Origin of the sequence: Micromonospora sp. CPCC 206061, from assembly GCF_036906915.1 — a bacterium.
Taxonomy (GTDB): Bacteria; Actinomycetota; Actinomycetes; order Mycobacteriales; family Micromonosporaceae; genus Phytohabitans.
The window spans coordinates 1-20,032 of record NZ_JBAKHX010000035.1 but is presented as its reverse complement, the minus strand read 5'-3'; the positions used below and the strand labels follow the sequence as shown (position 1 = coordinate 20,032).

Genomic DNA, 20,032 nt, shown 5'->3' with positions numbered 1-20,032 from the left:
ACGGGCCGGGACACCAGGTCCACGGCCCGCTTCGTAGGTCTGGTTACTGCTGTGCCTGCGCCGGCACGATGTTGACGACCTTGCGGCCGCGCTTGGAGCCGAACTGCACCGAGCCCGTGGCCAGCGCGAACAGCGTGTCGTCGCTGCCCCGCCCGACCAGGTCGCCGGGGTGGAACTTGGTGCCGCGCTGCCGGATCAGGATCTCGCCGGCGCTGACGACCTGCCCGCCGAACCGCTTGACGCCGAGGCGCTTTGCCCCGGAGTCGCGGCCGTTGCGCGAGCTGGAAGCACCCTTCTTGTGAGCCATTCTCTGGTCGCCTACTTCCCGGTGGAGATGCCGGTCACCTTGACCTGGGTCAGCGGCTGACGGTGACCCTGGCGCTTGTGGTAGCCGGTCTTGTTCTTGAACTTGTGGATCCGGATCTTGGGTCCCTTGGTGTGCGCGGCAATCTCGCCGGACACCGAAACCTTGGCCAGCTTGGCCGCGTCGGTGACCAGGTCTTCACCGTCGACGAGGAGCACCGCGGAGAGCGTCACCGCATCGCCGGGCTCGCCGGCGAGCTTCTCGACCTCGATCACGTCGCCCTCGGCAACCTTGTACTGCTTGCCGCCGGTCTTGACGATCGCGTACATCGGACGCGTTCTCCTAGTCGCTAGGTGGTCGTTAAGTGGGCACACGAAAGGCGGGCGCATGAAATGCGCCGCAGGCAAGAGTACGCCATGGGGCCGGCGAAACCCAAATTGAGCGGGGAGCTCAGGGTCGGGTCCGGCGACGGCGAGACCTGCGGCGAGCCCCCGTGCCCGCGGGCTCGTCGTCATCGTCGATGGCGTCGGGGTCGTCGGCACCAGCGAGGCGCATCGGCTCCGAGTCGTCACCGGCGAGACCGTTCACGAGGCCGTTGCCGCTGACCTCCGGGAGCGCGTCCGGACCAGGGTCCGCGTACGCGTTCTCGTACCGCGACAGGTCGTACCCCATCGTGTCGTCCTCGTCCTCCGTCCCGACCGTGACCGGCGCCTCGGGCGCGATCTCGCCGGACGTGGCAGGCGCGCTCTTACGGCCTCGACGGCGCGAGGACGCACTCGGTGCGGGCTCGGTCTTGGCCGCCGCCGCGACCGCCTTGACCCTGTCACCCGCACCGGAGGACGACGCGCCCGAGGACCGCGCCGCCACCGGCTCGGTGTGGATGGTCAGGCCGCGCCCCTTGCAGTGCTCACAGGTCTCGCTGAACGCCTCCAGCAGCCCCGCGCCGATCCGCTTGCGCGTCATCTGCACCAGGCCGAGCGAGGTGATCTCGGTGACCTGGTGCTTGGTGCGGTCGCGCCCGAGGCACTCGGTGAGCCGCCGCAGCACCAGCTCGCGGTTCGACTCCAGCACCATGTCGATGAAGTCGATCACCACGATGCCGCCGAGGTCGCGCAGCCGGAGCTGGCGCACGATCTCCTCGGCCGCTTCGAGGTTGTTGCGGGTCACGGTCTCTTCGAGGTTGCCGCCCGCGCCGGTGTACTTGCCGGTGTTGACGTCGACCACGGTCATCGCCTCGGTGCGGTCGATGACGAGGTGGCCACCCGAGGGCAGGAAGACCTTGCGGTCCAGCCCCTTGAGGATCTGCTCGTCGATCCGCTTCTCCGCGAACACGTCGACCGCTCCGGCGTGCCGCCGCAGCCGCGGCACCAGGTCGGGCGAGACGTGCGCGAGATACGACTCGACCATGTCGTAGGCGCCGTCGCCCTGCACGACCAGCTCGCGGAAGTCTTCGTTGAACAGGTCGCGGACGACCCGGATGACCAGGTCGGGCTCCTCGTAGAGGAGCGCCGGCGCGCCGCCCTCGGCGGCCCGGGCCTGGATCTCCTCCCACTGCGCCTGGAGCCGCTTGACGTCGCGGGCCAGCTCGTCTTCGCTGGCACCCTCGGCGGCGGTGCGCACGATCACGCCCGCGCCGTCCGGGATCAGCTTCTTCAACACGTCACGGAGCCGCTTGCGCTCGTTGTCGGGCAGCTTGCGGCTGATGCCCGAGGCGTTGCCGTGCGGCACGTAGACGAGGTGCCGGCCGGAGAGCGCGATATGGCTGGTCAGCCGGGCACCCTTGTGCCCGATCGGGTCCTTGGTGACCTGCACGAGCACCGAGTCGCCGGACTTGAGCGCCTGCTCGATCGAGCGCGCCCGTCCTTCCAGCCCGCTGCTGTCCCAGTTGACCTCGCCGGCGTAGAGCACCGCGTTGCGGCCACGCCCGACGTCGACGAACGCCGCCTCCATGCTGGGCAGCACGTTCTGGACCTTGCCGAGGTAGACGTTGCCGGCCATGGTGCCCGCCGACGCCCTGGTCACGTAGTGCTCGACCAGCACGCCGTCTTCGAGTACCGCGATCTGGGTGCGGTCGCCGCGCTGGCGTACGACCATCACCCTGTCGACGGCCTCGCGCCGCGCCAGGAACTCGGACTCGGTCAGGATCGGCGGCCTGGTCCGGCGCTGCTCGCGGCCGTCGCGGCGGCGCTGGCGCTTGGCCTCCAGCCGCGTCGAGCCGGATACGCCCTGCACCTCGTCGGCGCCGCGCCGCGGCTCCCTGATCTTGACGACCGTCGGCACGCCGTCATCGTCGCCGGCCTCGGCGTCGTCGCTGCCCTTGCGCCGGCGCCGGCGGCGCCGGCGGGTCAGCGTCTCGCCGTCGTCGCCCTCGGCCTCGTCGGACTCGGCCTCAGCGGCCTCCTCCTCGTCGGCGTCGTCGTCGGCCGGGCCCTTGCCGCGACCGCGGCCACGGCGCCCGCGACGGCGCCTGCGCCGGGCGTTGGCCTCGTCGTCGTCGCCGTCGTCGTCATCGTCCGCCTCGTCGACGGCGGCCTCATCCTCGACCTCCGCCGCGGTGCTCTCCTCGGGAGCCTCGGCCGCCGCTTCCACGACTTCGGGTGTACGCCGTCCGCGCCGCCGCCGGCGCGATGCCTGATCCTGCTCGGCGGGCTCTTCCGTGGCGACCGCCGCCGCGGCCGGCTCCGTCACCGGCGTCACCGGCGTCACCTGCGCGGGCCGGGCTGCCGGTGCCTCTTCCGGCTCGGGCGCCATGAAGAGCACGGTGGGGGTGAACAGGGCGGCCTTGCGGCGCGCGCGGGCCGGCGCCTTCTCCACCACGGCGTCTTCCGCGGCCGCCTCGACCACGGGCGGTGGTTCTTCGGTGACCGCGGGCGGGACCGCCTTCTTGCGACGGGTACGGGTTGCCTTGACCGGTGCGTCCCCTTCGGCCGCTGGCGTACTCGCGGCGGCGCGGCGGCGCCGGGTTGGGGCGGGCGCGTCCTCTGTGGCCGTTTCGACCGGCTCGACCGGCTCGGCCGCTTTGCGCCTCGTCCGGGTGCGCTTGACCGGTGTGGTGCCTTCTGCGGCGGTATCGCCGGCCGGCTCGGAGCCGGTCCGGTCACCGCCCTCTGGCTCGTTGTCGAGCATGGGCGTTCTCCAGTTCTGGCCGCCCCGGGCGCGGGTGAGCGCTGCCACGCAGGGTCGCCTAAGTGTTTCCGGCGGCGCGCCCGCGAGGAGCGGGCCACCGAAGTCTGCCTAACTGAGCGCCAGCCAGAACCCAGCTAGCGTTCACCGATGGGTATTCCGTCGCGATCCGCCTCCAACGGATCGACGATCTCCCCCTGCGCGGTCAGCGTGCCCTGCGCCAGCCGGGTCGCCCTCGGCGGGACCGGCGGCTCCAGGTCGGCCACCACGCGGAGGCCGGAAAGGACGTCATCGGGTCGCACAGCCGGGGTGACCTGCCGTACGACTAGGTCGAGTATCGCACACGGTACGCCCGTGACCTCGTTAGGTGCCGCAATCTCGGCGCCGACCCCGATCTTCACCACCGCGCCGCGCGCGTCGAAGGTGCGGCGTCCCTGCTTGGTAAGGCGCTCCACGAGCACCTCCTCGGCGGCCTCGAACGCGTCGACGGCGTGCCGCAACGTGTCGGATTCCACACCTGGCAGCTCGATGCGCCATACCGAAGCGTCGATGCGGTCGGCGAGGCTGCCGCCGTGCGCCTCGACCGCGTCGATCACGTCCAGCCCCGGGGAGAGGGCCGCGTCGAGCGCCGCGCGCAGGTCGACCGGGTCGACGGTCGCCCGGAGGCCGATCTCCAGGTACTCGGCCTCGCTGGCCACGCCGGTGGGCGCCGCGCTGGCGTACGAGATTTTCGGGTGGGGGGTGAAACCCTGTGAGTACGCGATGGGCACCCCAGCCCGGTTGAGGGCGCGCTCGAAGGCCCGGGCGAAGTCCCGGTGCGACGTGAACCGGAGCGGCCCACGCTTGGCGTACCTGATCCGGACGCGCTGGACGACCGGCGCCTGGCCGCCTTCCGGCTGCGGTTTCCTACTGATCGTCATGCTCCCTGTCGACTGGAGCTGGCGGCGGGCACCTTGAGGCCGGTGTTCACCGGCGTGAGGGGCAGCAGCTTCCTACCTGTGGGACCAATCTGGATCTCGGTGTCCATCGACGGGCACACGCCGCAGTCGAAGCACGGCGTCCACCGGCAGTCGTCCTGCTCGTACTCGGACAGCGAGTCCTGCCAGTCCTGCCAGAGCCAGTCCTTGTCGAGCCCGGAATCCAGGTGATCCCAGGGCAGTACTTCCAGCTCGTCCCGCTCGCGGGTGGTGTACCAGGCCAGGTCGACGCCGAACCCGGGCAGCACCGCCGCGGCGGCGTCGACCCAGCGCTGGTACGAGAAGTGCTCGCTCCAGCCGTCGAACCGGCCGCCGTCTTCCCAGACCCGCCGGATAACCGCGCCGACCCGCCGGTCGCCCCGGGACAGCAGGCCCTCGATCAGCGACGGCTCGCCGTCGTGGTACCGGAAGCCGATGGCACGGCCGAGCGACCGGTCTGAGTTGATCTCGGCCTTGAGCTTGCGCAGCCGGGAGTCGATCACCTCTGGCGAGGACATGGACGCCCACTGGAACGGCGTGTGCGGCTTTGGCACGAACCCACCGATCGACACCGTGCACCGGATGTCTTTGGAACCGGTCGCGGCTCGGCCGGCCCGGATCACCTCGTGGGCGAGCCGGGCGATCTGGAGGACGTCGTCGTCGGTCTCGGTGGGGAGGCCGCACATGAAGTACAACTTCACCTGGCGCCAGCCGTTGGTGTAGGCGGTGACGACGGTGCGGATCAGGTCTTCCTCCGACACCATCTTGTTGATCACCTTGCGGATGCGCTCGGACCCGCCCTCGGGTGCGAAGGTGAGGCCGGTGCGCCGCCCGTTTCGCGACAGCTCCTGTGCCAGCGTGATGTTGAAGGCGTCGACCCGCGTGGAGGGCAGCGACAGTGAGACGTTCGTGCCCTCGTACTGCTCGGCCAGGCCGGAGCAGATGTCACCGATCTCCGAGTGGTCGGCCGACGACAGTGAGAGCAGGCCGACCTCGGAGAAGCCGGAGTACTCCAGCCCCTCTTTCACCATCTGCCCGACGGTTGTGATCGACCGCTCGCGCACCGGACGGGTGATCATGCCCGCCTGGCAGAACCGGCAGCCGCGGGTGCAGCCCCGGAAGATCTCGACCGCGTACCGCTCGTGCACCGTCTCGGCCAGCGGCACGATGGGCTTCTTCGGGTACGGCCAGGCGTCGAGGTCCATGGTCGTGCGCTTGTGTACCCGGAACGGAACGTCCGCCCTGTTTGGCACGACGCGCTGGATCCGCCCGTCGGGCAGATAGTCGACGTCGTAGAAGCGCGGCACGTACACGCTCTCGGTGCGGGCGAGGCGCAGCAGAAGCTCGTCGCGCCCGCCGGGGCTGCCCTCGGACTTCCACTGCCGGACGATCGCGGTGATCTCGAGGACGGCTTCCTCGCCGTCGCCGAGCACCGCCGCGTCGACGAAGTCGGCGATCGGCTCGGGGTTGAACGCCGCGTGACCGCCGGCCACCACGACCGGGTGGGACTCGTCGCGGTCGCGCGCCTCCAGCGGGATGCCGGCGAGGCTGAGCGCGGTCAACAGGTTGGTGTAGCCGAGCTCGGTCGCGAACGACAGGCCAAAGAGGTCGAATGCGCCCACCGGGCGGTGCGCGTCGACCGTGAACTGGGGCACGCCGTGCTCGCGCATCAACTGCTCCAGGTCGGGCCAGACCGCGTACGTGCGCTCGGCCAGCACGTCGGGCAGCTCGTTGAGCACCTCGTAGAGGATCTGGACGCCCTGGTTGGGCAGGCCCACCTCGTACGCGTCGGGGTACATCAGCGCCCACCGGACGGTCGCCGAGTCCCAGTCCTTGACGACAGCGCCCAGCTCGCCGCCCACGTACTGGATGGGCTTGCTCACCTGGGGCAGCAGCAGCTCGAGCTGCGGAAATACGGACTGGACGCTCACGAAACCTCCACCGGACGGGTCAACCGACCAGAATACGCGCTGTAAGAGCACTGGCGTGGCGTGGCTAACCTCGGAAGGGCCCGAAGGGAGTCATGGACATGCCGGGATCGGACCCGGACGACACGCGGCCCGCCGCGCCCGATGAGCCGGACGAAGAGGTCACCCCCGCCCACCCCACGGCGCCAGTGAAGTGGACCGGCGCGGCCCCCGTGCCGCCGCGCGCTGAGAAGAGACGCCGGCGCTGGCTCGGCGGCGCCGGGCAGCCGGACCCTACCCTTCAGGTGCCTGACGACGAGATTCCGACGCCGGTCGACCCGTGGGCGCACGCCGACCCGCTCGACCAGCCGTACCCGTCGACCGCCCTGGACCTGGTGTACCCGCCCACGCTGGTCGAATCCGCCCCGCCGCCCGCGAATCGGGCGCCGGCGACGCGACCGCCGGTACAGCCACGCGCGGCGCCGCCCGCGCTGCCACCCGCTCCTCCCCCGCAGGCTTTGGCACCGGCCCCGCAGGCTTTGGCACCCGCACGGAAGGTGTCGAAACCGCCAAAGCCTCCCAAGGGGCGCAAAACACCACCGCCTCCACCGCTGGCGCCGCCCGGGTACCCGCCGGGCTACCCGCCACCACCACCCGCGTTCCGCCGGCGCCGCCGCAAGTGGCCCTGGCTACTCCTGCTCACGCTCGCCTGCTGCTGCGGCTGCCCCGGCTACTTCGGCAAGCCGATGTGGGAGCAGTACCCGGCCTCCGCCGCCATGCCCGTCCAGGTGGCCGACCTGCGGCTGCGCGAAGACAGCGCCACCAAGCGCACCACCGACCGGCTGCAGGCCGAGCTGCGGACGGCGCACTGGCTCGCGGAAGACACGTTCGCCGGCGTGTACGCCGACCGGGCCGGCAAGAAGGTGACCGTTTTCGGCACCACCGGCTTCCGCTTCTCCCCCGAGGGCGATCTCAAGACCGAGATGACCCGCCTCACCGAGCGGTACCGCATCCGCGACGTCGAGACGGTCGAGACCGGCACCCGCGGCGAGTACCTGAGCTGCGGCGTCGGCAAAGACGGCAACGCCACCGTCGCGGTGTGCGGCTGGGCAGATCACGGCAGCCTCGCCACCGCGATCTTCACCCGCCGCTCGGCGACCGACAGCGCGGGCCTGCTCGAAGATCTGCGCGAGGCGATCGTCAGCCGGGAGTAGTCAGCCCGGAGTGGTACGCGATGGCCCTGACGAGCATTTCCGGGCACAATCTGGACATGCGGCGGCGGTGGCTTTTCGCTGACCAACTCGGCCCTCACTTTCTGGACGCCCCGCACCAACAGGTCCTACTGATCGAGTCGAAGGCGGTGTTCCGGCGCCGCGCCTTCCACCGGCAGAAGGCCCATTTGGTGCTCTCCGCACTGCGGCACCGCGCCGCCGAGCTCGGTGACACGGTCGTACACGTGAAGGCCGAGACGTATCGGCACGCGCTGCGCCGCCTCGGTGAGCCGCTCGACGTCTGCCACCCCACGTCCCGGCGGGCCCGCGACTTCGTACGCGCCCAGCCGGACGTGGCCATGCTGCCGCCGCGCGGCTTCGTCACCAGCCCCGAGGACTTCGCGTCCTGGGCCGACGGCCAGCGCGGCACGATGCGCCTGGACAACTTCTACCGGCACGCCCGGCAACGGCACCGGGTGCTCATGGACGGCGACGAGCCGACCGGCGGCCGCTGGCGGGTGACGCCCGGCAGCAGCGGCCCCGACCTGCCGCCGCCACCGGCACCCGTCGAAGACGACATCGACGCCGAGGTGCGCGACGACCTGAACCGCTGGCAGACGGAGGGGATCGAATTCGTCGGACGGGACGGGCCACGGCTGTTTCCCGCGACCCGGCGCGAGGCGATGGACCGCCGCGACCACTTCATCGCCCACCGGCTGCCGTTCTACGGCGCCCGCGAAGAGGCGATCCGCGCCACCGACCCGTGGGTGTCGCACAGTGGACTGTCCACATCGTTCAACCTCGGGCTGCTGCACCCTCTGGAGGCGGTGCGGCCCGCCGAGGCGGCGTACCGGGCGGGCACGGCGCCGCTGTCCAGCGTCGAGGGCTTCGCGCGCGGCATCCTCGGCTGGCGCGACTACATCTGGCACCTGTACTGGTACCTGGAAGCCGGGTCACCCGCGGGCCGGCGGCCGCGGGGCGTGGGAACCGTGCCGCCGTGGTTCGCTCGGCTCGACGCCGACGCGGTGCGGGCCCGGTGCCTGTCCGACACGCTGGCGCAGGTGCGCGACCGCGGGTGGGTGCACCACGCGCAGCGGCTGATGGTGCTGGCGAACTACGCCCTGCACCGGGGCTGGCGCCCGTCCGACATGGTCGACTGGTTCCACCGCTCGTTCGTCGACGGGTTCGAGTGGGCCATGGTCGGCAACGTCGTCGGCATGCCCCCATACGCCGACCCGGGCACGATGACCACGAAGCCGTACGCGGCCGGCGGAGCACACCTGGACAAGGTCAGCGACTACTGCGCCGGCTGCCGGTACGACTTCACCAAGCGGCGGGGTCCGGACGCGTGCCCGTTCACGGCCGGGTACTGGGCGTTTCTCGACCGTTCCCGGGAACGACTGCACGGCAACGTCCGGATGACCCGCGCGCTGCGCCAGCTCGACCACATTCCCGACCTGCCCGACGTGATCGAGCAGGAACGGGAACGCGGCGAGACTCCTCCCTAGGACGTGGCCACCGCCACGGTCACCTGCTCCCCGTCGCCCACCTCACCGGCGAAGCCGCCTTCGACCGGTGCGAGCGCCAGCGACGTGGCCAGCACCTCGCGCATCAGGAAGTCGCGGTGCGCCTCGACGGCCGCCGCCACCTCCGGCGCCCCGTCGAGCGTGACCGCGATCCGGTCGGACACGTCGAGCTGCGCCTCGCGGCGGGCCTGCTGCACGACGCGTACGACGTCGCGGGCCAGCCCTTCGGCGGCCAGCTCGGCCGTCACGGTCGTGTCGAGCACCACCACGCCCTCGCCGCCCGGCAGCGGCGCCGAGTGGTCGGCGTCAGCGGCAACCAACCGAAGCTCGAACTCCCCGGGAAGGAGCGTCACCCCGGCGGCGACTGGCTGGCCGTCTACAAGCGACCAGTCGCCGGCCTTGACCGCCCGGATCACCTGCTGCACCGCGCCGCCGACTCGCGGGCCGAGCGCTCGCGGCACCACCGTGAGCACCTGCTCGCAGTACGTCGACACCTCGCCAGTGAACACCACCGACTTGACGTTGACCTCGTCGGCGACCATGTCGGCGAACGGCCGCAGGGACTCAGCGGCCGGCGTGGCCACGGTGAGCGCCGGCAGCGGCAGCCGCACCCGCAGCCCGCGCGCCTTGCGCAGCGACAGCGCCGCCGAGCAGACGTCGCGGACGGCGTCCATCGCGGCGACCAGGTCGTGGTCGGCCGGGAAGTCCCTTTCGGACGGCCAGTCGACCAGGTGCACCGAACGCTCGCCGGTGAGCCCCCGCCAGATCTCCTCCGCAGTCAGCGGCGCCAGCGGCGCGACCACCCGGGCGAGCGTCTCCAGCACCGTGTAGAGCGTGTCGAAGGCGTCCCGGTCGCCGCTCCAGAACCGGTCGCGCGACCGCCGCACATACCAGTTCGTGAGCGCGTCCAGATAGGACCGCACCGAGCCGCACGCACCGGAGATGTCGTACTCGTCCATCTGCCGCCGCACCGTCGACACCAGCTCACCGGTCTTCGCCAGCACGTACCTGTCGAGCAGGTGGTCGCTGTCCGAACGGCGCCGAGCGTCGTGACCGGACGCGTTGGCATAGAGCGTGAAGAAGTACCAGACATTCCACAGCGGAAGCAGCACCTGGCGTACCGCATCGCGGATCGCGCCCTCGGTGACCGGCATGTCGCCGCCGCGCAGGACCGGCGACGACATCAGCATCCACCGCATCGCGTCGGAGCCGTGCGAGTTGAAGACGTGGTACACGTCGGGGTAGTTGCGCAGGCTCTTGGACATCTTGCGGCCATCCTCGCCCAGCAGGATGCCGTGGCTGAGGCAGTTGCGGAACGCCGGGCGGTCGAAGAGCGCGGTCGCCAGCACGTGCATGGTGTAGAACCACCCACGCGTCTGTCCGATGTACTCGACGATGAAGTCACCCGGGTAGTGGTGCTCGAACCAGTCGCGGTTTTCGAACGGGTAGTGCACCTGGGCGAACGGCATCGAGCCCGACTCGAACCAGCAGTCGAGCACCTCGGGCACCCGGCGCATCGTCGACTGACCGGTCGGATCGTCGGGGTTCGGCCGCACCAGCTCGTCGATGCCGGGCCGGTGCAGGTCGGTCACCCGCACCCCGAAGTCGCGCTCCAGCTCTTCCAGCGACCCGTACACGTCGACCCGCGGGTACTCCGGGTTGTCCGACTTCCACACCGGGATCGGCGAGCCCCAGAACCGGTTTCGACTGATCGACCAGTCGCGGGCATTGGCCAGCCACTTGCCGAACGACCCGTCCTTGACGTGCCCCGGCGTCCAGTTGATCTGCTGGTTCAACTCGACCATCCGGTCCTTGAACCGCGTCACCGCCACGAACCACGACGACACCGCCTTGTAGACCAACGGCGTGTCACACCGCCAGCAGTGCGGGTACGAGTGGGTGTAGGTGTCCTGGCGCAGCACGACGCCCCGGTCGCGCAGCTCGCGGATGATCGGCTTGTTGACGTCGAAGACCTGCTCGCCCTGGTACGGCGGCACCAGCGACGTGAACCGGGTGTGCTCGTCGACGGTCACGACGGTCGGGATGCCGGCCGCGTTGCAGGCGTTCTGGTCGTCTTCACCGAATGCGGGTGCCAGGTGCACGACCCCGGTGCCGTCCTCTGTGGTCACGAAGTCGGCACCCAGTACCTGGAAGGCGTTGGGAGTGTCGGCGAGGAAGTCGAACAGCGGCGTGTAGCGGCGCCCGACCAGGTCTGCGCCGCGGACGACGCCGACGTGGGCGAGATCCCCCAGCTCCTTCTGGTACGCGGACACGCGCGCCGCCCCGACGAGGTACTTCTGCCCGCTGGCGTCAGCCAGTACGGCGTACTCGATGTCGGGACCGACGGCGAGCGCGAGGTTCGACGGCAGCGTCCACGGCGTAGTCGTCCAGACCGCGAGCTTCTCGCCGGTGTCCAATGTGAACCAGACGGTGACCGAGGGGTCCTGGCGGTCGCGATAGACGTCGTCCATCCGGGTTTCGGTGTTCGACAGCGGCGTCTCGCACCGCCAGCAGTACGCGAGCACCCGGAAGCCCTCGTAGACCAGGCCCTTGTCGTGCAGGGTCTTGAAGGCCCACATGACGCTTTCCATGTAGTCCAGGTCGAGCGTCTTGTAGTCGTTGGCGAAGTCGACCCAGCGCGCCTGCCGCGTGACGTACCGCTCCCAGTCCTGCGTGTACGTCAGCACCGATGTGCGGCACACGTCGTTGAACCGGGCCATGCCCAGGTCGATGATCTCGGCCTTCGTGGAGATGCCAAGCTGCTTCTCGGCCTCTACCTCGGCCGGCAGGCCGTGACAGTCCCAGCCGAAGCGGCGCTCCACCCGCCGTCCCCGCATCGTCTGGTACCGCGGCACCACGTCCTTGACGTAGCCGGTGAACAGATGGCCGTAGTGCGGCAGCCCGTTGGCGAACGGCGGCCCGTCGTAGAAGACGTATTCGTTCGAGCCTTGAGGGCCGGCGTCGCGCTGGTCGACCGACGCCTCGAACGTCTTGTCGGACGCCCAGTACTCCAGGACCCGGCGCTCGACGGCCGGCAGGTCCGGGCTCGCCGGCACCCCGGCCGTGGGATCGGTCTTCGGGTACACCGTAGGTCTCCTCGCAGGTCACTCGTTCGTGTCCGCGAGGACGAGCCAAATGGCCCGCGGTACCACCCCGCTTGGCGGCTCCTTGGTGGGGAACCACCCGCTCGTTGGCCGGCTGTGACGGGCCGGACCCGTCCGGTTCTACTAGGGCTCACGCCCGTTCTTCCGGAGGCTCACCGGTGATGGCCGGGTCAACGCCTTTACGACCGTCAAGACTACCCGACCGCTGTATGACGGGCTCGGCAATAACCCGGCGGCGGCATGGCGCAGCTCACAGCCCACGTCCGTCACGTCCGCACCCACCCCCGCCGTCGTTTGGGTGACTCGTCTCGCGCCGTCGCCCACCTGGCGCTCGACCGCCGCCGCGCCGACCCTCGCCGCCGATCAAGGGCAAACGCACGTAGTTTGATCTCAAATCCGCGTGCATTCGCCCTTGATCCATGCAGATCTCCTTGATCGACGACGCGGCGCGCCGCACCCGCTGGGCCCGGACGGCGCGGCGATCCGGCCGCAAGTCGCCAAGCAGCGCAAGTTCAGCGCGGAGCGCAAGCAGACGTGAGCGGGGCGCGGCGAGCAGGGTGAGGGGCTGGCCGGACACTAGCGCGGGATGCGAGGGGCCGCTGAGGTCGGACCGTCACGACGCCCGCCCCCGGCGTGCCGCGAGCTACGCGCCACTCGGCTTCCGCGTCTAGATCTAGTGCTTCCGGTGTCGAGGTCCGTCCGTCCACATTGGCCCACAACCGGGATTCAGGGATTTCGAGCTGCCGCGACGCACGTCGCGGGCCATGCCGTCGCTCCCGCGGCCTCACCCTGCGCGTTCCCACGCCCCATCCCGATCCTCAGCCACCCGGCTACCAAGACCGGACCGGACCGGACACCGCCCGGGGTTGACTGTGAATCGCGGAGAGTGAGGCTGCGGGAGCAGCGGCATGGCCCGCGACGGGCGCCGCGGCAGCCCAAAAGATCCCGAACCTGACCTCGATCAAGGAGATCTTTATCGATCAAGGGCGAATGCACGCGGATTTGAGATCAAACCACGTGCGTTTGCCCTTGATCGACGGTTAGGGGCGCGCGGCGCGGCCGGCGGCCGGTCAGCCGAGGTCCGGGAACCAGAGGCTGATCTCGCGCTTGGCGCTGTCGGTGGAGTCGGAGGCGTGTACCAGGTTCTCGCGGTTCGACAGCGACAGGTCGCCGCGGATCGTGCCCGGCGCAGCCTTCCGCCCGTCGGTGGCGCCCGTCAGGGTCCGCACCACCTCGATCGCCTGGTCGCCGGAGAGCACCGCCGCGACCAGCGGCCCACCGGTCATGAAGTCCTTCAGCGGCGGGTAGAACCCCTTGTCGACGTGCTCTGCGTAGTGCTGGTCGGCGAGCGTCGCGTCCATGCCGCGCAGGACCATCGCCTCGATCGTCAGCCCCTTGCGCTCGAAGCGGCCAAGGATCTCACCGACGAGGCCACGCCGCACTGCGTCTGGCTTGATGAGGACGAGCGTGCGCTCGACCGGGGTGCTGGTGGTCACGCGGCTAGCCTATCGAGTCTTCCCATGGGTGGCCGGACCGGCCTAGCCTGGCGGGGAACCCCCTGGGAGGTCCACTGTGGCTGACGCACGTCGCCGACCTGTAGCGCCGGTACGCAAGATTGTCGCGGGCGTGCTGGCGACCTTCGCGGCGTTCATCGTGCTCTTCGGCGCCGGCATGCAGAGCTGGGCGATCGTCGCACTCGGCGTCGCCGTGATCATCCTGGCGATCGGCCTGGTCGCGGTCACTACGATCCGCGGCGGTGCTCGCGCGTGGGTCGCCGGCACGGCACATGTGGTCAGCGCGTCCGAGCCGCCGGCCAGTTCCGCGTACGGCCGCTGCGAGCTCCAGATCGTGATCGACGCCCCCGGCCTGCCGGGCGCCGCGATCAAGGTCCGCGATCCCCGGGTACCGGTGGCGAAGTGGCCCGACCACGGCGCGACCCTGCCGATCATGGTGGCGGTCGACGACATCCGGCACGTCCGCATCCTGTGGGACGACGTGTTGACCCACGCCGAGGCGGCCGCCAGCGGGTTCGGCCACCCCAGCAACGCCGGCCTCAACGACCCCGACCTGCTCGGCGACGACCTCTTCCCCGACGAAGAGCCGCCGTGGTCGCGCCGGCCCGAAGAGCCGTTCTCCGACCTCGACGGCGCCGAGCCGGTCACCGCCGACCTCACTGACGACCTGGGCGGCGGCATCCGCGAGGAGCCGGTCGTCGTGCACCAGATGCCGGGTGGCCCGATCGTCCTCGAAGGCACCCTGGTCGAACCCTCCGCCGAGCCACGCTCGGTGCCGTTGCCCCGCAGGGCGAAGGCGGCACCGCACGAGCAGAACGGCGGCGATGCCGGCGGCGCCACCACCGCGGTCGCCGACCCGCCGGACGACGCGGCCAGCCCGTACCCGAGCGCCCACCCCAGCCCTGCCGGCTCGATCCACGGGGTGGGCGTGACCGTGCTGGTCACCGATCTTGACCGGTCGATCGCGTTCTACCGCGACATGCTCGGCTTCTACGAGGTCGACAGCGGCGACGGCAATGCCGTGCTGGCGTCCGGTGAGACCCGGCTGGTGCTGCGGTCCATCTCCGACATCGAGCCGGCCGGCCCGCGCACGGTGCACGTCAACCTGGAGGTCGGCGACGTCACGGCGATGTACGAGGAGCTCAAGGAGAAGGGCGTCCGGTTCACGTACGCCCCGCGGGTGGTCAACCGGGGCGCGAAGCTCGACCTGTGGGCCGCGGCCTTCCGCGACCCCGACGGCCACGGCATCGCCCTGACCCAGTGGCGCAACCGCCCCGCCCCCGATTAGCTGAGAATCGTCTTTCGGACGTGGAGGACGTATAGCCAGACCAGGCCGAAGACCAGACCCAGCGCCGCCAGTGACCAGTGCAGAAAGCCGCCCAGCATCAGCAGCCCCTGCAGCACCGCGACCGCACCCCAGGCCCAGCGGTGCTTGAGCAGCCCGGCGAGCACCACGCAGGCGACGGCCGCCCCGATGATCGCCCCGATCGCCGCGCCGCTCAGGTCGCCGCCGAGCACCCGCAGCGGCTGGATGCCCAGTACCAGGACGAGCGTCTCGATGATCAGCGTGCCGGCTCCCAGGCCGCGCGCGGCGGCCTGGGGGTTGCGCAGCCCGGAGCTCATGCGGCGTACTTCATCGTTTGAGCAGCTTGCGGGCGTCGGCGACGGTGACGATCGAGCCGGTGATGAGCACGCCGACGCCGCTCAGCTCGCCATCCACATCGGACTCCGCCAGGGCGACGGCGGCCTCGATCGCGTCGGGCAGGTCGGCGGCGACGGTCACCCGCTCCTCGCCGAACACCTCCTCGGCGATCGCGGCCAGACGGTCGGCCGGCAACGCCCGCGGCGAGGTGTTGCGGGTGACGACGAGCTCGTCGGCCACCGGCTCCAGCAGCTCCAGTACGCCGGCGGCGTCTTTGTCGTCGAGCATCGCCACGACTGCCACCAGCCGACCGAACGCGAACTCCTCCTGCAGCGCGGTCACGGTCGCCGCCATGCCGTGCGGGTTGTGCGCGCCGTCGAGCAGGATCGTCGGCGCGTTGCGTACCCGCTCAAGCCGGCCCGGAGAGCTGGCACCCGCGAAGCCCTCGCGGACCACCTCGGGGTCGAGCTGGCGGTTGGCGCCCGCGCCGAGGAACGCCTCGACCGCGGCGAGCGCCACGGCGGCGTTCTGCGCCTGGTGCGCGCCGTGCAGCGGCAGGAAGATCTCGTCGTACACGCCGCCGAGGCCCTGGATGCTGAGCACCTGGCCGCCGACCGCGACCGCGCGCTGCACCACTCCGAACTCACTGCCCTCGCGCGCGATGGCGGCCTCGACCTCGGCGCAGCGCTCCAAAATCGGTCGCGCGGCGTCTTCCTCCTGGGCGGCGGTGATCACCGTGGCGCCCTTGTGGATGATGCCGGACTTCGCGAATGCGATCTCCTCGATCGTGTCGCCGAGCCACTCGGTGTGGTCCAGGCCGATCGGCGTGATCACGCAGACGCCGGCGTTGAGCACGTTCGTGGAGTCTTCCGCACCGCCGAGGCCCACCTCGATGATCGCCACGTCGACCGGGGCGTCCGCGAACGCCGCGAACGCCAGCGCCGTGGTCATGTCGAAGTAGGTCAGCGACTCGTCGGCCCGCTCGTCGACGAGCGCGGCCAGCGGGGCCACCTCCTGGTAAGCGGACACGAACCGGCGCTCGGTGATCGGCTCGCCGTCGAAGCTGATCCGCTCGCGCACGGTGTTCAGATGCGGGCTCGTGTATCGGCCGGTGTGCAGGCCATGCGCGCGCAGCAGCGAGTCGATCATCCGGGCGGTCGAGGTCTTGCCGTTGGTGCCGGTGAGGTGGATGGCCGGGTATGCCCGCTGCGGGCTGCCCAGCAGGTCGAGCAGCTGTGTGATGCGGTCGAGGTCGAAGACCATGCGCGTGTAGCCACGGCGGGACAGCTCCGCTTCGACCGCTTCGTACTCAGTCCTACTACTCATGAGGCTGGCAACGCCCCCAAAGCCGCGGCGATGCGCGCCAGGTCGGCCTCGGCGGCGGCCAGTCGGTCTTTGATCTTGTTGACCACCGGCTCGGGCGCCTTGTCGACGAAGGCCGGGTTGCCGAGTTTGGCCCGGCACTGGCCGGCTTCCTTCTGCGCGGCGGCGCGATCCTTCTCCAGCCGGGCCCGCTCCGCCGCGACGTCGATCGCGCCGCGGGTGTCGAGCTCGACGCCGATCGCGCCGGTCACCGCGAGTGTCGCGGTGGCCGCGAAGCCGTCGCCCGGCTCGTCGAGCCGGACCAGTGAGCGGATCAGTGGCTCGTGTGCGGCGATGCCGGCACCGGCGAGCCCGCCCAGCCGCGCGGTCACCCGCTGGCCGGGGCGCAGGCCCTGGTCGGAGCGGAAGCGGCGGATCTCGGTGACCACCCGCTGCACGGTCGCCAGCTCGGCCTCGGCCGCGTCGTCGACCAGCGCGGAGTCGGTCACCGGCCACGCGGCGGTCACCACGGTCTGGCCCGGGGTCAGCGCCGTCCACAGCTCGTCGGTCACGAACGGCATCACCGGGTGCAGCAGCCGCAGCAGTTGGTCGAGCACGTGGCCCAGGACGCGGCGGCTGGCGTCACCCGCCTCGCCGCCCGCGGCCAGCACCGGCTTGACCAGCTCGACGTACCAGTCGCAGACGTCGTCCCAGGCGAAGTGGTAAAGGGTGTCGCACGCCTTGGCGATCTCGAAGCCTTCGAGCTGCTGGTCGACCTCGGTCACCACGTGCTGGAGGCGCGAGAGGATCCACTTGTCGACGGTGGACAGCGTCGCCGGCAGCTCGCCCTCGGTATGCGCGCCGTTCATCAGCGCGAAGCGGGTGGCGTTCCACAGCTTGTTGCAGAAGTTGCGCGAACCCTGCACCCACTCTTCGCTGACCGCCACGTCGGAGCCGGGGTTGGCGCCCCGGGCCAGGGTGAACCGGGTGGCGTCGGCGCCGAACCGGTCGATCCAGTCGAGCGGGTCGACGACGTTGCCGAAGGACTTCGACATCTTCTTGCCGTGCTGGTCGCGCACGATGCCGTGCAACGCCACCACCCTGAAAGGCACAGCATGGCTGTCAGGTTGCTCTTTCATGGCGTACAGGCCGAACATCATCATCCGGGCGACCCAGAAGAACAGGATGTCGTAACCGGTGACCAGGACCGACGTCGGATAGAACTTCGCCAGGTCGGGCGTGGCGTCGGGCCAGCCCAGCGTCGAGAACGGCCACAGCGCGCTGGAGAACCAGGTGTCGAGCACGTCTTCGTCCTGGCGCCAGCCGTCACCGCTCGGCGGCTGCTCGTCGGGACCGACGCAGACCACCTCGCCATCCGGCCCGTACCAGACCGGGATGCGGTGGCCCCACCACAGCTGGCGCGAGATGCACCAGTCGTGCATGTTGTCGACCCAGCCGAAGTAGCGCTTGGCCAGCTCAGGCGGCTCGATGCGGGTGCGGCCGTCGCGCACCGCGTCGCCGGCGGCCTTGGCCAGCGGGCCCGTGTTGACGAACCACTGGAGCGACAGCCGCGGCTCCACCGTTGTCTTGCAGCGCGAGCAATGCCCGACCGCGTGCACGTATGGGCGCTTCTCCGCGACGATCAGGCCCTGCGCCCGCAGCGCGGCCACGATCGCCGGGCGCGCCTCGAACCGGTCGAGCCCCTGGAACGGACCGTGCGCGGTGATCACGCCACGCTCGTCCATGATCGTGAGGCTCGGCAGGCCGTGCCGCTGGCCGATCTCGAAGTCGTTGGGGTCGTGCGCCGGAGTTACCTTGACCATGCCGGTGCCGAAGCTCGGGTCGACGTGCTCGTCAGCGACGATCGGGATGCGCCGGCCCGTCAGCGGCAGCTCGACCTCGGTGCCGATCAGATGCTTGCAGCGCTCGTCGTCGGGGCTTACGGCCACCGCGGTGTCGCCGAGCATCGTCTCGGCGCGGGTGGTCGCCACGACCACGTCGTCGCTGTATCGGATCGACACGAGCTCGCCGTCGTCTTCGGTGTGGTCGACCTCGATGTCGGAGAGTGCGGTGAGGCAGCGCGGGCACCAGTTGATGATCCGCTCGGCCCGGTAGATCAGGCCGCCGTCGTACAGCCGCTTGAAGATGGTCTGGACGGCCCGCGACAGGCCATCGTCCATGGTGAAGCGCTCGCGGTCCCAGTCGACGGAGTCGCCGAGCCGGCGCATCTGCCCTAGGATCGCGCCACCGGACTCGGCCTTCCACTGCCAGACCCGCTCGACGAACTTCTCCCGGCCCAGGTCGTGCCGCGACAGGCCCTCGGCGGCGAGCTGCCGCTCGACCACGTTTTGCGTGGCGATGCCGGCGTGGTCCATGCCCGGAAGCCACAACGCCTCGTATCCCTGCATCCGCCGCCGGCGCACCAGCGTGTCCTGGATCGTGTGGTCCAGTGCGTGGCCGACGTGCAGAGAACCGGTCACGTTGGGCGGGGGAATGACGATCGAGAACGGGGGCCGGTCGCTGCTCGCGTCGGCCCGGAAGTGACCCGCCGATACCCAGCCCTCGTACCGCCGCCGCTCTACCTCGCCCGGCTGATATTGGGCGGACAACGTCGGTGCATCGGTGCGGGTCTGCGGTGTCTCGGTCACCCTGAGAGTCTACGGAGTGGCCCGTGCCGCGTGGCGTGCACCACCCTCCGTTTCGGTACGGTGGCCGCTATGCATCCCGAGCCTATCGACGTCACACCGCCAGCCTCGTCACCAGAGGAAGCGGCGGCGCCAAAGAGCAAGCGGACTAGAAACATCGTCCTTGGCTCATTGCTCGCCGTGGCCGTCGCCGGCGGGGCCGTCGCGGGCATCGCTGGATGGCGGATCCTCCAGCAAAAAGACGCCAAACTTATGACCCCTGACGAGGTCGCGGGGCTGCGGCTCGACCGCAGCGAACGCGCCGCTTCCACAGCCGACTATCTGCGTACCGCCATAGGCGCCCAGATCGACCTGGACGAGAGCATGGGAGCCGTGTACGCCGATCCGGCCGCGGCCGATCGCAGCGTGCTCATCTTCGGGGGTACGACGCTGTTGCTCTCGCCCGAGCGAGACCTCGACAGCCTCTTCGAGCTGCTCTCCGACGACACCGGAAAGGTGAACGGGGTCAAGGCCGTCGAAGCCGGCGACCTGGGCGGCGTGATGAAGTGCGGCACCAGCGCGTCGCCGGAAGGTGACATGCCGGTGTGCGGCTGGGCCGACCACGGCAGCGTCGCCATCGCGATGTTCCCCGGTCGCTCGGTCGACGACTCGGCCACGCTGCTGCGCGACATTCGCGACGGCATCCTGAAGCGCTGAAACGCGTTGAGGCCACCCCTGAAGGGGTGGCCTCAACGTGAAAGATGTCCGGCGGTGTCCTACTCTCCCACACCCTCCCGAGTGCAGTACCATCGGCGCTGG

14 protein-coding genes are annotated in these 20,032 nt (G+C 70.4%); 4 read left to right on the top strand and 10 right to left on the bottom strand.

Annotated features, from left to right (window positions below; genetic code table 11):
- Window positions 1–43: 43 nt before the first annotated feature.
- The 5 genes from rpmA to V6V89_RS22705 form a co-directional block, all read right to left on the bottom strand.
- Window positions 44–307 carry a 50S ribosomal protein L27 gene (rpmA, locus tag V6V89_RS22725; RefSeq protein WP_334621257.1) on the bottom strand — a complete coding sequence of 88 codons (264 nt, stop codon included), beginning with the start codon at window positions 305–307 and terminating at the stop codon, window positions 44–46.
- A gap of 11 nt (window positions 308–318) precedes the next feature.
- Window positions 319–633, bottom strand: coding sequence for a 50S ribosomal protein L21 (gene rplU, locus V6V89_RS22720; protein WP_334621256.1), 315 nt, complete (start codon window positions 631–633; stop codon window positions 319–321).
- Window positions 634–754: 121 nt separating this feature from the next.
- A complete protein-coding gene (locus V6V89_RS22715; RefSeq protein WP_334621319.1) occupies window positions 755–3,430 on the bottom strand; it encodes an Rne/Rng family ribonuclease in 2,676 nt (891 codons plus the stop codon).
- 134 nt (window positions 3,431–3,564) lie between these two features.
- Window positions 3,565–4,347, bottom strand: coding sequence for a TIGR03936 family radical SAM-associated protein (locus V6V89_RS22710; RefSeq protein ID WP_334621255.1), 783 nt, complete (start codon window positions 4,345–4,347; stop codon window positions 3,565–3,567).
- Window positions 4,344–6,314 (bottom strand): TIGR03960 family B12-binding radical SAM protein, encoded by a 1,971-nt coding sequence (locus tag V6V89_RS22705; RefSeq protein ID WP_334621254.1) that lies wholly within the window; start codon window positions 6,312–6,314, stop codon window positions 4,344–4,346. Before V6V89_RS22705 ends, V6V89_RS22710 begins: the two co-directional genes overlap by 4 nt.
- 98 nt (window positions 6,315–6,412) lie before the next feature.
- Between V6V89_RS22705 and V6V89_RS22700 the strand changes: the two genes are divergently transcribed.
- Window positions 6,413–7,504 (top strand): hypothetical protein, encoded by a 1,092-nt coding sequence (locus tag V6V89_RS22700; RefSeq protein WP_334621253.1) that lies wholly within the window; start codon window positions 6,413–6,415, stop codon window positions 7,502–7,504.
- A gap of 56 nt (window positions 7,505–7,560) precedes the next feature.
- Window positions 7,561–9,009: a cryptochrome/photolyase family protein gene (locus V6V89_RS22695; protein WP_334621251.1), complete on the top strand. Its 1,449-nt coding sequence runs from the start codon at window positions 7,561–7,563 to the stop codon at window positions 9,007–9,009.
- On the opposite strand, the gene ileS is transcribed toward V6V89_RS22695, so the two are convergent.
- Both ileS and ndk read right to left on the bottom strand, forming a co-directional pair.
- A complete protein-coding gene (ileS, locus tag V6V89_RS22690; RefSeq protein ID WP_334621250.1) occupies window positions 9,006–12,113 on the bottom strand; it encodes an isoleucine--tRNA ligase in 3,108 nt (1,035 codons plus the stop codon). The two genes, V6V89_RS22695 and ileS, sit on opposite strands and share 4 nt — an antisense overlap.
- Window positions 12,114–13,201: 1,088 nt before the next feature.
- Window positions 13,202–13,627: a nucleoside-diphosphate kinase gene (gene ndk / locus V6V89_RS22685; protein ID WP_334621249.1), complete on the bottom strand. Its 426-nt coding sequence runs from the start codon at window positions 13,625–13,627 to the stop codon at window positions 13,202–13,204.
- Between the two features lie 76 nt (window positions 13,628–13,703).
- On the opposite strand from ndk, the gene V6V89_RS22680 reads away from it, so the two are divergent.
- Window positions 13,704–14,933 carry a VOC family protein gene (locus V6V89_RS22680; protein ID WP_334621248.1) on the top strand — a complete coding sequence of 410 codons (1,230 nt, stop codon included), beginning with the start codon at window positions 13,704–13,706 and terminating at the stop codon, window positions 14,931–14,933.
- On the opposite strand, the gene V6V89_RS22675 is transcribed toward V6V89_RS22680, so the two are convergent.
- From V6V89_RS22675 to V6V89_RS22665, 3 genes are read right to left on the bottom strand one after another with little or no spacing between them, the layout of a single operon-like run.
- Entirely contained in the window at window positions 14,930–15,268 is a 339-nt protein-coding gene (locus tag V6V89_RS22675; protein ID WP_334621246.1) for a DUF4233 domain-containing protein, read from the bottom strand. The two genes, V6V89_RS22680 and V6V89_RS22675, sit on opposite strands and share 4 nt — an antisense overlap.
- Before the next feature lie 10 nt (window positions 15,269–15,278).
- Complete coding sequence (locus tag V6V89_RS22670; protein WP_334621245.1) at window positions 15,279–16,613, bottom strand: bifunctional folylpolyglutamate synthase/dihydrofolate synthase; 1,335 nt, start codon at window positions 16,611–16,613, stop codon at window positions 15,279–15,281.
- On the bottom strand, window positions 16,610–19,237 hold the full coding sequence (locus V6V89_RS22665; protein ID WP_334621244.1) for a valine--tRNA ligase: 2,628 nt from the start codon (window positions 19,235–19,237) through the stop codon (window positions 16,610–16,612). Before V6V89_RS22665 ends, V6V89_RS22670 begins: the two co-directional genes overlap by 4 nt.
- A 69-nt stretch (window positions 19,238–19,306) precedes the next feature.
- On the opposite strand from V6V89_RS22665, the gene V6V89_RS22660 reads away from it, so the two are divergent.
- Complete coding sequence (locus V6V89_RS22660) at window positions 19,307–19,930, top strand: hypothetical protein (RefSeq protein ID WP_334621243.1); 624 nt, start codon at window positions 19,307–19,309, stop codon at window positions 19,928–19,930.
- Window positions 19,931–20,032 lie beyond the last annotated feature (102 nt).